Origin of the sequence: Actinoplanes sp. CA-015351 (assembly GCF_050955685.1) — a bacterium.
Lineage (GTDB): Bacteria > Actinomycetota > Actinomycetes > Mycobacteriales > Micromonosporaceae > Actinoplanes.
Genome location: NZ_CP192102.1, coordinates 3,355,788 through 3,368,774, shown reverse-complemented (window position 1 = coordinate 3,368,774; position 12,987 = coordinate 3,355,788). Strand labels below are relative to the sequence as shown.

At 69.5% G+C, this 12,987-nt stretch carries 14 protein-coding genes; 4 read left to right on the top strand and 10 right to left on the bottom strand.

Going from position 1 to position 12,987, the window contains the following annotated elements:
• Positions 1 to 52 precede the first annotated feature (52 nt).
• Complete coding sequence (locus ACQP2E_RS15175; protein WP_433832071.1) at positions 53 to 1,351, bottom strand: TolB family protein; 1,299 nt, start codon at positions 1,349 to 1,351, stop codon at positions 53 to 55.
• 177 nt (positions 1,352 to 1,528) lie between these two features.
• Here ACQP2E_RS15175 and ACQP2E_RS15170 point away from each other — a divergent pair, with 177 nt between their 5' ends.
• Positions 1,529 to 1,807: a hypothetical protein gene (locus tag ACQP2E_RS15170; protein ID WP_433832069.1), complete on the top strand. Its 279-nt coding sequence runs from the start codon at positions 1,529 to 1,531 to the stop codon at positions 1,805 to 1,807.
• On the opposite strand, the gene ACQP2E_RS15165 is transcribed toward ACQP2E_RS15170, so the two are convergent.
• Genes ACQP2E_RS15165 through ACQP2E_RS15155 form a run of 3 tightly spaced genes read right to left on the bottom strand, consistent with a single transcriptional unit; the run spans position 1,804 to position 3,326 of the window.
• Entirely contained in the window at positions 1,804 to 2,235 is a 432-nt protein-coding gene (locus tag ACQP2E_RS15165; protein WP_433832067.1) for a hypothetical protein, read from the bottom strand. The two genes, ACQP2E_RS15170 and ACQP2E_RS15165, sit on opposite strands and share 4 nt — an antisense overlap.
• Positions 2,236 to 2,277: 42 nt before the next feature.
• Complete coding sequence (locus tag ACQP2E_RS15160) at positions 2,278 to 3,081, bottom strand: SDR family oxidoreductase (protein ID WP_433832065.1); 804 nt, start codon at positions 3,079 to 3,081, stop codon at positions 2,278 to 2,280.
• A 35-nt stretch (positions 3,082 to 3,116) separates the two neighbouring features.
• Positions 3,117 to 3,326, bottom strand: a complete 210-nt coding sequence (locus ACQP2E_RS15155) for a hypothetical protein (protein WP_433832063.1) — start codon at positions 3,324 to 3,326, stop codon at positions 3,117 to 3,119.
• Between the two features lie 121 nt (positions 3,327 to 3,447).
• On the opposite strand from ACQP2E_RS15155, the gene ACQP2E_RS15150 reads away from it, so the two are divergent.
• Entirely contained in the window at positions 3,448 to 4,149 is a 702-nt protein-coding gene (locus tag ACQP2E_RS15150) for an SDR family NAD(P)-dependent oxidoreductase (protein WP_433832061.1), read from the top strand.
• Between the two features lie 2 nt (positions 4,150 to 4,151).
• On the opposite strand, the gene ACQP2E_RS15145 is transcribed toward ACQP2E_RS15150, so the two are convergent.
• The 3 genes from ACQP2E_RS15145 to ACQP2E_RS15135 are packed head-to-tail and all read right to left on the bottom strand — an operon-like array spanning position 4,152 to position 7,139.
• Entirely contained in the window at positions 4,152 to 5,462 is a 1,311-nt protein-coding gene (locus ACQP2E_RS15145) for an ABC transporter permease (RefSeq protein WP_433832059.1), read from the bottom strand.
• A 40-nt stretch (positions 5,463 to 5,502) separates the two neighbouring features.
• Entirely contained in the window at positions 5,503 to 6,180 is a 678-nt protein-coding gene (locus tag ACQP2E_RS15140; protein ID WP_433832057.1) for an ABC transporter ATP-binding protein, read from the bottom strand.
• Entirely contained in the window at positions 6,177 to 7,139 is a 963-nt protein-coding gene (locus tag ACQP2E_RS15135; RefSeq protein ID WP_433832055.1) for an efflux RND transporter periplasmic adaptor subunit, read from the bottom strand. Before ACQP2E_RS15135 ends, ACQP2E_RS15140 begins: the two co-directional genes overlap by 4 nt.
• 172 nt (positions 7,140 to 7,311) lie before the next feature.
• Here ACQP2E_RS15135 and ACQP2E_RS15130 point away from each other — a divergent pair, with 172 nt between their 5' ends.
• Positions 7,312 to 9,285 (top strand): diguanylate cyclase domain-containing protein, encoded by a 1,974-nt coding sequence (locus ACQP2E_RS15130; protein ID WP_433832053.1) that lies wholly within the window; start codon positions 7,312 to 7,314, stop codon positions 9,283 to 9,285.
• Here the strand turns inward: ACQP2E_RS15130 and ACQP2E_RS15125 are convergent.
• From ACQP2E_RS15125 to ACQP2E_RS15115, 3 genes are all read right to left on the bottom strand, one after another.
• Positions 9,245 to 10,021: an NYN domain-containing protein gene (locus tag ACQP2E_RS15125; RefSeq protein WP_433832051.1), complete on the bottom strand. Its 777-nt coding sequence runs from the start codon at positions 10,019 to 10,021 to the stop codon at positions 9,245 to 9,247. The genes ACQP2E_RS15130 and ACQP2E_RS15125 overlap by 41 nt on opposite strands.
• The gene (locus ACQP2E_RS15120; protein ID WP_433832049.1) at positions 10,021 to 10,665 is read right to left on the bottom strand and encodes a DUF3159 domain-containing protein; all 645 of its coding nucleotides are present in this window, start codon (positions 10,663 to 10,665) and stop codon (positions 10,021 to 10,023) included. The genes ACQP2E_RS15125 and ACQP2E_RS15120 overlap by 1 nt, the downstream gene beginning before the upstream one ends.
• A 114-nt stretch (positions 10,666 to 10,779) precedes the next feature.
• On the bottom strand, positions 10,780 to 11,349 hold the full coding sequence (locus ACQP2E_RS15115; protein ID WP_433832047.1) for an RNA polymerase sigma factor: 570 nt from the start codon (positions 11,347 to 11,349) through the stop codon (positions 10,780 to 10,782).
• Between the two features lie 48 nt (positions 11,350 to 11,397).
• Here ACQP2E_RS15115 and ACQP2E_RS15110 point away from each other — a divergent pair, with 48 nt between their 5' ends.
• Positions 11,398 to 12,834 (top strand): serine/threonine-protein kinase, encoded by a 1,437-nt coding sequence (locus ACQP2E_RS15110; RefSeq protein WP_433832045.1) that lies wholly within the window; start codon positions 11,398 to 11,400, stop codon positions 12,832 to 12,834.
• Positions 12,835 to 12,987 lie beyond the last annotated feature (153 nt).

Below are 12,987 nucleotides of genomic sequence, written 5' to 3'. Positions count from 1 at the left end.
AGTGTTCACTGTGAACTGTCAAGAGCCCCGGATCTCGGCGATGTGAAGAACCTCAAGCAGCCCGGCGACGCCGGAACACCGCGACACCCCAGAACACCAGCGGAACCAGGATCACGCCCAGGCAGGCGATCGGTGCCAACCCCCAGAAGATGATCGGCCGGGCCGGGAACGGGTTCGCCGCCGGAACCGCACCGTCGAACGCCCCCGCCTGCAGCAGGTCCTGGGCGACATCCATGGTCAGCACCCCGTCCGGCGGATCCAGCAGAGTGCGGGCCGGCCCGCCCGGGCTCAACGACTGCAGCGTGACGTGCCCGGTCTCGTACCAGCCGGTGTCGCTCCAGCCCTGGACCGACCCGTCGTCGATGGCCTCCCGATACGCACCCTTCTCCGGCGAGTACCGCAGAACGACAAGATCCCGCCCCTGACTCCAGCCGAGCACCCGGACGGCGCTCCCGGTCACCACCGGAAACGCCGGACCGGCCACCACAGCACCGGTGGCAGCGTCGAGGTACGTGATCGTCCAGCGGCGCGCGGCCAGGGCATCCTCGCCACAACGATCGAGGCAGCCCTCCAGCCGGCTGACAGCGATCAGCTTTCCGTCCGGACTGAACGCGCCCGTCCCGCCCAGATAGGCCCGGTCGCCCAGATCGGCGGTCCAGGCCGCTTCCCCGGTACGGTCGACAAGCATCACCGACGTGCCCGAGCTGACCGCGATATGACGCCCGTCCGGCGCGAATGCCGCCCGCGACGCACTACGCCGGGTCCAGCCCAGGATCCGGTCGCCGATCGGCGTGACGGCGCTGGTCTCCAGATCGAGCAGCGCGAGATGGGTGTCGTCGCCGGCGTAGACCTCGGCGAGCACGGAGCGCCCGTCCGGCGCCCACGCGACCGGTCCGGACCAGCCCGGCGCCTGCAAGGGCGCCGCCGCGACCGCCAGATCGGGAGCGGGATAGAACGTGCTGTCGCCGCTCTCCAGGTGGATCACTTCGAGAGCGTCCTGGTCGATCGGCGGACGGACAACGCGCCGGCCGTCCGGCGAGAGCAGCACGTCCTCGCCCGCGGCGATCGAGTCCCAGCCGCCGTTCAGCAGCGTGCGGTACTCCCCGCCACGCCCCACCACGGCGATCTTGCCTTCGGAGTCGAAGATGTCGGTGCCGTTGAACCCGATGGTGTCGCCACCGACCAGCATGGAAGCACGCCCGGGCGGATCCATGTCGACGGTGGCCTGCCACATCCAGGGCAGTTCGAGACCGCCGGGCACCACGTCACCGGGCGCGTCCCGCCAGGGCCGCGCCAGGCCGACAACGGCAAGCCCGACAATCGCCACGCCGATCAAGATCTTCTTCCACACGGGACAGAGTGTGCCGGTTCACGTCAAGAGCGCAACCCGAGAGCACCAAGCTTCAGCCGGCTTGCCACGCTCCCGATGATCTCTACTTAGGAATGTTTACCGTGTGTAGTGAACGACTGACGAGGCCGGGGCGTATCCACTGTTGCGAGGGTCACACCGCAGACGGAGGAGGACATCATGACGGTCCGGGAACTGCACCGCCAAGAGGCACAACACCACTCGGGCGCGATCTTGCGGAGTCACGGGCGGTTCGCTCGCCAGTTCGAGCTCGACGGCCACGTGATCACGCTCGGTGTCGAGCCGGGGGTTCGCGGCGGGCTGTACTACCTGCCATCGGCGCCGCGCTGGGACGACGGAACCCCGGTCCCCCGTGACATCGTCACCCGGCTCCAGCCGATCATCGAAGAGGTCGAGCGCTTCTGGGGCACCTGGCCGGAGTTCCGCGCGATCCTCTAGTTCGGCTGGTACGTGGTTCCGGATTGCTGGTCGTCGGCGCCGGTGTCGGCCGCGGCCATCCGGATCGGCACGGCCAGCAGGGCCACTGCCGCGATCACGGCGATCACGATCCGAGCCGTGCGCAACGAGCGCCACCACGGCATTGCCCAGAGCGCCAGCCACAGCACCAGGAAGATCACCGCATGCTCGCCGATCAGGCCGAGCGTGAGCTCCTCGCAGCCGTTGGCCGTGGCGACGTCGTGGCAGATGGCCGGTGCCGAGTCACCGGTCAGCAGAACGAACCCGAGGATCATCGTGAGCGGCGGCGCCAGCACGAACGTGGCGATCGGCGTGAGCAGCCAGCCCACGATGTCCCGTTCCCGGCGCGGCTTCCCGGGCTCCGCGGCCGTGGGACTCTCGGTCACCACGTCAGGTTGATCGATGGACATGGCTGCGATCCTAGCTGGATCAATCGAAGCAGCCGGCGAGGCTCAGCGGGGCAGGTTGTGCTTTCGGTGGGTCACCTTCTCGACCACGGAGGCCGGGAGCAGCCGCCTCAGCGCGAAGACGAACGGGGCGTTGCTGCCGACCGCGTACCGCTGGCGGGGTTTGGCCGCCTCGATCGCGGTCACCACGGTCCGCGCCACCGGCTCGGCCGTGATGCCGGTGCTCTCGTTGCGGTCCAGGGCCGTCAGCATCCGGTCGAAGTCGGCGCGGTGCGGGGAGTCCGATGCGATGTACTTCGTGCGGCGCTCGCTGATGCCGGTGTTGATCGACCCGGGTTCGACAGTGGTCAGCCAGACGCCGAACGGCGAGTACTCATGCCGGGCGCCGTTGCTGAAACCCTTGATCGCGGCTTTCGTGGCGACATAGGACGACCGGTACGCCAGCGGGAACGACGCCAGCATCGAGCCGACCATGACGACCCGGCCGTACCCTCGTTCGCGCATCCCGGGCAGCGTCAGCTGCGCCAGCCGCACCGGGCCGAGCACGTTGACCTGGAAGAGCCGCCGCAGCGCCTCGGTGGGCAGCTCCTCAAGCGGGCCGGACTGGCTCTCCCCCGCGTTGTTGACGAGCACGTCGACGCCGGCGAGGACGTCCGCGAGCCCTTCGATCGAGTCGTCCGAGGTGAGGTCGAGAGCGATGTACTCCACCCCGGCGGCGCGCTGCTCGGGCTTCAGAGCGCCGGGATCACGGCTGGTGCCGATCACCCGATAGCCACGATCGGCCAGCGCCGCCGCGGTCGCGAGCCCGATCCCTGACGAGGCTCCAGTGATCAATGCGGTCCGGGTCATCGCAGCACCATACCGATCACCGCCACCGCGACGGGTCAGTGGTCCGAGCGGGTCACCAGGAACGCGAGCAGGACCGGGGCGATGCCGGCCACCGCGGCGGCCAGAGCGAGCAGGTGGTTGCCGGAGGCCAGCGAGGCCCAGGCGTTGCGGCCGGCGACGAAAAGGATCATCGCCAGGGAAACCCCGAGCAGGCCGGTCGCGATCCGGCGGACAGGTGCGGGGGCCTGCGTGGTCTGCACAGTCATCGGCTTCTCCCGAAAGTGAGCGTCGTCGATCCATACCGTTCAGCGACGGACGCCGGGAAAACGTCACCGCTGCACAGCGTGAAGCCTCACTTACCCAGGTCGGTGTGATCTCATGTCCGTCATGGATCTCGGGATCGCGGGGCGTACCGCCCTCATCGTCGGTGGCAGCGGCCTGATCGGCCGGGCGGTGGCGTCTGCCCTGCTCAGCGAGGGTGTGAAGGTCGTGCTTGCCGGTCGTGACGCGGAGCGGCTCGCGGCGGTCGCGAAGGGGCTCGGTGGCGAGCCGGGCACGGTCACGCTGGACAATCGGGACCAGGCTTCGGTCAACGCGGCCGTCGACACGATCAGCGAGATCGACATCCTGGTCAACTCGGCGGCTCCTCCGGCGCACACCCTGGACCCGGCGCTCGACCACAACCCGGAACAGATCCTGGCGGCGGTGGACGCGAAGACCATCGGCTATCTGCGCGCCATGCACGCCGTCCTGCCGCGGATGCGGGCGAACGGCTTCGGCCGCGTCGTCAACATCAGCGGCCAGAACGCTTTCACCACGCGTACCGTCGTGGGGTCTGTCCGCAACAGCGCGGTGATCACCGCGTCGAAGGCCTTGGCCGACGCCTACGTCGCGTCCGGTGTCACGATCAACGTGGTCAATCCGGCGATCGTGACGGCGAAGCCCCGGAACGGGATCGAGCCGGCCACCGGCGGCGATTCAACACCGCAGCAGGTGGCCGGACTCGTCGTCTACCTCGCGTCGATCCACGCGGCGGCGATCACCGGCGAATCCATCGCCGTCGGCCATCGCGTGCTCGGCGTGCAATAAAGCTAGGCTCGCATCACCGTGGCGATCGGGATGCCCGCCGCGCGCAGGGCCGGGATGAATCCGCCCAGCACACCCGCGACGATCCCGGCGATGATGCCGGCCACGCCGGCGTCCCAGGGGAACTGGACGTTCGCCAGCAGCGGTTCCGAGCCGCCCAGCACCATCGAGACGACCTTGAGGCCGGCGATGCCGGCGCCGATCGCGGCGGCCGCGGTGAGCAGGCCGGTCAGCATCGTCTCGGCGAGCACGATGCCGGCCAGCAGTGTCCGTGGGGTGCCGACCGCGCGGCGCAGCGCGAACTCCTCGACGCGTTCGCCGACCGTGGCGAGGCCGACGTTGAGGATGCCGGCAACGCCGATCAGCAGGACCAGCCCGGCCATCGAGAGGAAGATCAGCCGCATCAGCATGAGCTGCTTCTCCATCTCCTTGCGGTTCTGGACGACGTTGACGTACGACTCGGCGCCGGCGCCGCGCAGCCGGGACTGCAGCACCTGCTCGACCGGGCTGCCGGAAGCGGTCATCACGGTGATCTGGCCGCCGAAGTTCGGGTCGACCAGGCTGCTCGCCGGCATCCAGTTGGTCAGTTCGTCCTGCCGGACGTACGCACGAGGCTGGAAGTCCCCGTCGTGCACCACACCGACGATCTGCGGGGTCATGTTCGCCTTGGCGCCACGGACCCGCATCTCGGCCGGCACCTGGTGATCGCGGAAGCCCTTCGCGGCCTCCTCGTTGATCACGATCTTCGGGGCCAGCGACGGGACCGTGTCGAACGCCAGCCAGTCGCCGGAGACCGGGCGCAGCGGGCGAAACGTCAGCAGGTCGCCGGCGACCGCGGTGAGCACCACCTCGATGGCCTCACCGGTCGGCGGGCCGGGTACGCAGTTCCCGACGTTGTCACAGATCTCGGTCGAACCCCAGGCACCCTGGTCGAACGGCGCGCCACCCGGGTTGATCGGGCTGACGCCCGGCTCACCGATGATCGCCGAGGTACCGATCAGGCTGACCGCGTCGGCACGCCCGGCCACCGTCTCGGTGACGATCGACGGGGACTTCTCGTGCGGCATCACGTCGATGACGACAGTGCCGTCGTACCCGGACTGGAGCTCGACGTCGGACATCAGGGCGCGCTCGGCGATGCTGGCGCCGGCCTGCACGGTGACCACGGCCAGCACACCCAGGAACAGGCTGATCATGGAGAGCAGGGTGCGCAGCTTGCGGGCCCGGATGCCCTGCAGGCCGATGATGAGAGACGACCGGAACCGCCCGGACAACCGCATCATGCCGCCACCTCCGCTGCGCTCCGGCGTCGGCATGATGTCATCACTGAGCCAACCGATTCACTCGCAAGCTCGCTCATGCCAGCACCCCGTCGGACAGGCTCAGCGTGCGGCCCATCCGGGCGGCGTGGTCGCGGTCGTGGGTGACCAGGATCAGGCCGCAGCCGCGATAGGTGGCCGCGGAGAGCGCGTCGATCACGGCGGCTCCGGTCTCGGTGTCGAGGGCGCCGGTCGGCTCGTCGGCCAGCAGCACCCGCGGGTCGCGTACGAGTGCCCGGGCGATGGCCACCCGCTGCTGCTCGCCGCCGGACATCTTGGTCGGCCGGTTCTTCGCCAGGTGCGCGATGCCGACCAGGTCGAGCGCTTCCATGACCCGGATGCGGCGCTGCCGCCGGGGCAGCCAGCCCTGGCCGTTGACCAGCGCCATCGCCACGTTCTGTGCGGCGGTCAGGTGCTTGAGCAGGAAGAACCGCTGGAAGACGAAACCGTAGTGCGAGCTGCGCAGCTTGGCGGCCTTGCGCTCGGGCAGCCGGCTGATGTCCTCGCCGTCGAGCAGGTAGCTGCCCGAGTCCGGCCGGTCGAACAGGCCGAGGATGCTGAGCAGCGTGCTCTTGCCGGAGCCGGAACGGCCGACGATCGCCACGCTCTCGCCGGCGTGCACGGTCAGGTCGACCCCGTCAAGGATGGTCCGGGGCTCCTCCTGACCCTTGAGGATCTTGGTGATGCCGGTCAGCTCGATCAGAGGCTGGTTCATCCGCCCTGCCCCGGCTGCGGCTGCGCCTCGGCGGTCGGCAGGTTCGGTCCCGGGATGGCGATGGTCTCGTCGCCGGTCAGGCCCTTCTTGATCTCGATGACCTTGCCGTCGGTCATGCCGAGCGTGACGTCGACGGTCTTGCGGTTGCGGTTCTCGTCGACGATGTCGACCTTGCCCTTGCCCTGGCTGCCGGCGACCGCCTCGACCGGCAGCACCAGCACGTCCTTGGCCTTGCCGGTGACCACGTCGAGGGTCACCTCGGCGCCGTTGATCAGCTGGACCGAGTCGGGCGGGGTGCAGACCAGCTGGAGCCCGGTCGCCTCGGAACCACTGCTGCCGCCGGACTCGGCCGGGGGCTCCTCGGTCGGGACCGGTGCCGGCGCTCCGGATGCCTGCGGTGCGGCCGTGGTGGGCGCCGGCTCCGGGATGACCCCGGCCGGCAGCGCCGCGATGGTGCCCTTCGGCTTGCACTTGAACGGGCCGGGCCCGTTCTTGATCTGGCCGGTCACGCTGGAGACAGCGCCGGAGATCCGGTACGCCTGAGCGCTGTCGATGTCGGCCACGATGCCGTATCCGCCGTGCCGGGCCGACACGATCGGCATGCCCTCGGAGACCTCGGAGCGGTCGTCCATCAGCCGGCCGGCCAGGATCGAGCCCTTCGGGATGGTCACCTCGCGGGGCTGGCCGCTGTTCCAGATCGTGGCGACCCAGACCGCCTTGCTGGCCGGGGTCTTGGAGGGCTGGCGCTGCACGTACCGCACCTCGCCGGAGAGCGGCGCGACGACACCGAAGACCGGGTTGATGCTCACCTTGCCGGCCAGGCTGATCTTGTTGGTCAGATCCTGCCGTTCCGCTTTGACCGTGGTCAATACAGTGCCGCGTTCCTCAAGGCTGGGCGTCGGGGCCGTCTCGTCCTCCGACGTGCAGCCGGTGAGCAGCAGCAGAGCAGCCGTGGTCACCGCCCCTGCACGGGCAAGCACGGATATTTTCACGGTCCCTCATCCCCTGAGCCGGCATGCCACCGGCCAAACATGATCTCCGATGCGTCTGGCGCGGAGCAGACGGTACAGGGCGCCCGCAACCGGGGTGGAGAACCCTCAACCCGGCCCGGGATCGGCCGATCGGAGCGCTATGAACCAGTGGCGCCGGCGCGCGATCCGTGTCGCCGCCGCCTATGGCTTCATCCCGGCGCTGCTCTGCGGGGCCTATCTCGCCGGCACCTGGGACGGCGCCAACCGCGGCGTGATGCTGGCCGTGGTGCTGGTCATGCTGGTCTTCGCGGCCGGCGGATGGCTGGCCGCGAACCGGCTGAGCGAGTCCCGGCTCTGGTGGCGGGTCCCGTTGCTCACCGGCGCCCTGGTCAACCTGGCCGGCGACACCGCCCTCGGGCTGCTCGACGGCGGCGCGGCCGGGCCGCTGGGCACACTCGTGCCCGCCTCGGCGGTGTTCCTGGCGATCACCGTGCCGCCCCGGGCGTTCCTCGGGTTCTCGGTGCTCAGCGTTCTCGCGTACGCAATCCTGGTCTTCTGCGGTGATCCGGCCCCGCCGGGGTATGCGATGGTGCACCTTCTCGCCTACGGCGCCGCAGCGGTGCTGTGCCTGCGCCACTCGACGGTGCTGGCGTCGCTGCGCCGCCGTCTGTCGCATGCCTCCCGCACCGATCCGCTGACCGGCTGCCTCAATCGGCGGGGTTTCGACGAGCGTGTCGCCACCGAGCTGGCCACCGGCCGGACAACCACCCTGGTCCTGCTCGACCTCGACCACTTCAAGAGCGTCAACGACGCCCACGGGCACCAGGCCGGCGACGATCTGCTGACCTGGGCGGGTCACGAGCTGCTGGCCGAGGTACGCGACACCGGCGCGGTCGGCCGGCTGGGCGGCGACGAGTTCGCGATCCTGCTGCCCGGCAGTGATGCCGACGAAGCCGGCGAGATCGTCACTCGAGTCCGGGAGCGGCTGGCCGGCGCCACGCCGTCGAGCCTGGGTTTTGCGACGTTCCCGGTGGACGCCGGAGACGCGGAGGCGCTGTCAGCGGCGGCCGACAGAGCACTTTACCGGGATAAGTCGTCACATGTCCGACAAGTAGCCACCGCAGAACAAATAGGCCATGCGCGTACCCAGGTAAAGGGAAACGGCCCGGCGGCGACAGTCGCGAAGGGTGAGCGCCGCCGCCATTCGATCGCGGGCCCCGGCTGGATGGCGATGGCGCAGACCCTGATCGCGCTGATCTACGTCGGGTTCTTCACCGAGCACCACGATCATCGCGCGGGGATGGCCGCGATCTGCGTCTGGGGTTTCGCGGGTGGCCTCGCGGTGGTGACCGGCGCCGATTGGCTGAGCCGGGCCAGGGCCGCGCGTCCGCTGATGCTCGCGTTCGCGACCAGCTCGTTCCTGAGCTGCGCCGCGATCGCCGCGCTCGACGGAGGCGTGGACGGCCCGCTCGGCGTCGGCATGCTGCTCTCCATCCCGCTGCTCGTGCTCGGCATGCGCACCAGCGTCGCGGTGCCGGTCTCCGCCGTCGCAGCCGGGCTGTACACGCTTGTCGCCGTGACGGTCGGCGACCCGAACCCCTGGTATGTCGCGCTGAACCTGATCGGCACCGCCGCCACCTCGTTCGCCTGCGCGGTTCAGGGTCGCGCCGCCGCGCGCCAGCGGCGGATGCTGACCCGCCTGGCCCGCGTCGACGTGCTCACCGGGGTGCTGAACCGGCGTGGATTTGCCGAGAGGTTCACCGCGCTGCCCGGCACCGGCCTGCTCGTCGTGGACCTGGACAAGTTCAAGCAGCTCAACGACGCGCACGGCCATGCGGCCGGTGACGATCTCCTACGCTGGGTGGCCCAGACTCTGCGGGCCTCGGTACGCCCGGACGACCTCGTGGGCAGACTGGGCGGCGACGAGTTCGTTCTCCTGGTCAACGGCAACGCCAACACCGTGGCAACCGAGTTGCGTGCCGCCTTGGCCGAACGCACCGGCGCCGGCATTGGCGTGGCGATCGCGGGCCGCGACGGAGACGGATTCGACAGCCTGTACACGGTCGCCGACGCCAGGCTCTATCAGGAAAAGCTCAGTCGACCGGCGTCTTATAGCGCCGCCGCCGGTCTTTGACCCAGATCACCGCGGCCTTGCCGTCCGGGTGCTCACGCCGCTCCACCTCGAAGAGGCCGATCGCACCGATCAGGCCGCCCAGTTTCGCGTACCCATAACTGCGCGGGTCGAAGTCGGAGCGCTGTTTCGTGACGATCTGACCGACCGCTGCGAGCGGCGCCCAGCCGTCGTCACCGGAGGCCGCTTCGACGGCGGCGCGAATCAGGTTCATCAGGCTGGTGTCGCCGCGTAGCTGGGAGGTGCTGGGCGCGGGCGCCGCTGCCGGCTCGCCGATCACCGGCGCCACCTCGGCGGGCTCCACCAGGTTCTCGGTGTAGATGAACTTGTCGCAGGCCGCGACGAACGGCTTCGGGGTCTTGCGCTCGCCGAACCCGTACACCGTCAGCCCCGACTCACGGATCCGCGACGCCAGGCGGGTGAAGTCGCTGTCGCTGGAGACGATGCAGAAACCGTCGAACCGGCCGCTGTAGAGCAGGTCCATCGCGTCGATGATCATCGCGGAGTCGGTGGCGTTCTTGCCGACCGTGTAGGAGAACTGCTGGATGGGCTGGATCGACTGGGCCAGCAGCTGCTCTTTCCAGCTGCGCAAACTCGTGCCCGTCCAGTCGCCGTAAGCGCGTTTCACGTGCGCCGTGCCGTACTTCGCGACCTCCGCGAGCAGGCCGTCGACGATCGCCGCCTGCGCGTTGTCGGCGTCGATCAGAACGGCCAGCTTGGCGGAGTTGTCGTTTGCCATCAGGCCTTCACGGTCTCCTGATCCTGCGGATGACGCAAGCCGGGGTGTCCCTCCGGCAGGTTGCGCTTGATCACCCACCAGCTCACCGCGAGGCACGCGGCGACCAGCGGCCAGCTCAGCGCCACCCGCGCGATGCCCAGCTCAGCGGCCCGCCCGGCCTGATAGAGCGGCAGAAACACCGCAACCCGGATCACATACTGCAAAACCCAGACCCAACTGCCCCTTTGGTACGCCTTGACGAGGGCCGGATCGCGCCGCCAACGTGTCCGCTGTTTGAGCACGCCGCCGACGACGAGTCCGAGCAGCGGCCACCGGACCAGAATGCTGACGATCCAGACGAGCGCGCTCGCCGTGTTGCTGAACAGCTGGATCAGGAAGAAGTCCTCGGCCCGGCCGGTGTAGAGCGCGATCAGCGCCGCCACACAGACGCCGAGCAAGCCGATCACGACAGCGCGGGGCTTGTCACCGCGCCGCACCCGCCACACCGACAGCGCGAGGGCGAAGACCACGGCGGCACCGGTCCCGGCCCAGATCGACCCGTCGCTGATCAGGTAGCCGGCCACGAACCCGATCGGCGGCAGCGACGCGTCGACGGCCGCCCGCCGCCCGTTGAGCAATTCCGCCAGCGATTCCGGCTGCGCCATCTTCACCCTGTTCCTTCGAGTTAGGCGAGCCTAACCCAATCGGGACCTAGTGTGCCGAGAGGGTCTCGACCAGGCAGCCCGTGCGCATCCCAACCTGCACTTGCCAGTTCGATCTTATCGGTTCGGAATGATGTTCAGATAAATGGCGATGAGGCGGCGGGCCCGGGAAATGCGGGAGCGGACCGTGCCGATCGGGAGGTTCAGCCGTTCGGCGATCTCCTCGTACGATTGTTGATCCCACTCCCGCAGGCGCAACGCCTCCTGATATTCGGCCGGTAATCGGCGCAGCGCGTTCTCCACGTCCATCCGGGTGGCCGCCACCGAGCTCATCCGGCGCAGCGTCCCGGCGGGTTCCGGGATCTCCTCGCTCGGTGTGCCGGCACGGCCCTTGCGGCGCAGCACCTCCAGGGCCGCGTTGTACGCGATCCGGTGCAACCACGTGGTGAAACGTGCCCGGTCCTGGAACGTGCCGATCCCGCGCGCCACCGCGATCAGGGTCTCCTGCGCGGCGTCGTCGACGTCGGCCGGGTCGGCCAGGACGCGGCGGGCGCCCGGGTACGCGAGCCGACGCGAATGGATTTCGGAAAGCAACTCCTGCAGATCGTGGCGTGAACCGGCTGCCGCCCGCAGCGCCAATTCCTGAAGGTCGCTCCGATCGGGTGATCGGTCGGGGGGAGACGACATTCCGGAATGGTATACAAGGCGCCTACCCGAGCATGAGAGGGCCGATTCATGGTGGAGATCGAATTCATCGGCCGATACCGGGTGGGCCGGCGGCTCGGCGAGGGTGCCTTCGCCGAGGTGTTCCTCGCGATCGACGAGGACCTGGAGTCACCTGTCGCGATCAAGGTGCTGGCCCGGCGCTGGTCGGACGACGAGGACGTGCGGGAACGCTTCCTCAACGAGGCCCGGCTGCTGCGCCGGCTCGGCGGGGCGCGGCTGGTCGCCGTGCACGACATCGGCGAGCTGCCGGACGGCCGGCCGTACTTCGTGATGCCGTACGCCGACCGGGGCACCCTGGAGGACCGGCTCGCGTCGCTGGCCGGCGAGGAGATTCCGGCCTCGGCCGCGTACGCCGTCGCCCGGGATGTGGCGCTGGCACTGCGCCGGGTGCACGAAGCCGGGGTGGTGCACCGCGACGTGAAGCCGGGCAACCTGCTGATCTTCTCCGAGCCGGAGTCGGCACTGAGCAGCGCCGATCCTCTCGTCGCGGCCGACGAACGCCTGGTACTCGGCGATTTCGGCCTGGCCAAGGATCTGACGATCCGGGCCAGCGGGGTCAGCCTGCCGGCCGGCACACCCGGGTACATGGTGCCGGAGCAGTCGGACGCGGCGGCCTCCGTCGACGAACGCGCCGACGTGTACGCGTGCAGCGCCCTGCTCGCCCGCATCCTGACCGGCCGTCCGCCGGGCACCGGTTCGCTGGCGACGCTGCCGGTCGGGCCGGCGGTCCGCGCGACAATCATGTCCGGGCTGGATCCACAGCCGGGATCGCGGCAGTCCTCCGCGGGCGAGTGGCTGGCCAGCCTCGACCAGGCGGTGGCCGCCGACGGAGCCGGTGTCCGCCCGGCCAGGCGGCGCAGGCGGGCGGCAATGCTGGGCGTGGCGGCGGCGGTCCTGATCTCGTCGCTCGGCGCCGGTCTGATCATTTCTGGAGAGCCCGCGGAGACGAAGGCCGTCTCCTACGTGCCGGTCACCGACGACACCGGCAGGCTCTCGGTCAACGTGCCCGCCACCTGGAGCCAGCACTGGGGCAACGGCTGGCACCCCGGTCAGAGCCCGTTCTACAACGACGTCAACGTCGGCCCCGGCATGAACGCCTCCCCCAACGTCTCCGACTGGTTCACCGCCGCCGCCGTACCCGGCCTCTTCGCCGGTATCTCCAGCAAGGTCGTCGCAGAGGGTAAGTTCACGCCCGGCTACATGGCGCAGTACTTCGGCCCGAAGGGCTGCACCGCCACCGGCCGCAGCGAGTTCCGCCTCGACCGGCTCGGCCTGACCGGAACTCAGGGCGAGTGGACCTGCGCCGGCGGCGTGCACTGGCGGTACGCGTACGGCTGGCCGGACCATCACCGCTGGATCCTCGTCCTGGAGATCAAGATGGTCACCGCCGAGGACGACAAGGCCTGGGACGAGGCGTTACGCACGGTCGGCCACAACTTCACGTGACCCGAGCCGGCACCGGATCGGCACCCGAGGTCTCTACCATGGGATCTCGGAACTGTTGACCTAGGAGCTCGCGATAACGGCCTTCCTCCTGCTCAAGCCCGACTGCCTGCGCCTGGGCCTGACCGCCGAAGCGCTGAGTTCGATCAGCGAGGC

What these genes read in the sequence shown, in the direction of transcription:
- ACQP2E_RS15125 (WP_433832051.1), bottom strand. Translation starts at nt 10,021, where the DNA reads ATGGCAAACGACAACTCCGCCAAGCTGGCCGTTCTGATCGACGCCGAC.
- ACQP2E_RS15145 (WP_433832059.1), bottom strand. Translation starts at nt 5,462, where the DNA reads ATGCCGACGCCGGAGCGCAGCGGAGGTGGCGGCATGATGCGGTTGTCC.
- ACQP2E_RS15170 (WP_433832069.1), top strand. Translation starts at nt 1,529, where the DNA reads ATGACGGTCCGGGAACTGCACCGCCAAGAGGCACAACACCACTCGGGC.
- ACQP2E_RS15110 (WP_433832045.1), top strand. Translation starts at nt 11,398, where the DNA reads ATGGTGGAGATCGAATTCATCGGCCGATACCGGGTGGGCCGGCGGCTC.
- ACQP2E_RS15120 (WP_433832049.1), bottom strand. Translation starts at nt 10,665, where the DNA reads ATGGCGCAGCCGGAATCGCTGGCGGAATTGCTCAACGGGCGGCGGGCG.
- ACQP2E_RS15130 (WP_433832053.1), top strand. Translation starts at nt 7,312, where the DNA reads ATGAACCAGTGGCGCCGGCGCGCGATCCGTGTCGCCGCCGCCTATGGC.
- ACQP2E_RS15115 (WP_433832047.1), bottom strand. Translation starts at nt 11,349, where the DNA reads ATGTCGTCTCCCCCCGACCGATCACCCGATCGGAGCGACCTTCAGGAA.
- ACQP2E_RS15165 (WP_433832067.1), bottom strand. Translation starts at nt 2,235, where the DNA reads ATGTCCATCGATCAACCTGACGTGGTGACCGAGAGTCCCACGGCCGCG.
- ACQP2E_RS15140 (WP_433832057.1), bottom strand. Translation starts at nt 6,180, where the DNA reads ATGAACCAGCCTCTGATCGAGCTGACCGGCATCACCAAGATCCTCAAG.
- ACQP2E_RS15160 (WP_433832065.1), bottom strand. Translation starts at nt 3,081, where the DNA reads ATGACCCGGACCGCATTGATCACTGGAGCCTCGTCAGGGATCGGGCTC.
- ACQP2E_RS15150 (WP_433832061.1), top strand. Translation starts at nt 3,448, where the DNA reads ATGGATCTCGGGATCGCGGGGCGTACCGCCCTCATCGTCGGTGGCAGC.
- ACQP2E_RS15155 (WP_433832063.1), bottom strand. Translation starts at nt 3,326, where the DNA reads ATGACTGTGCAGACCACGCAGGCCCCCGCACCTGTCCGCCGGATCGCG.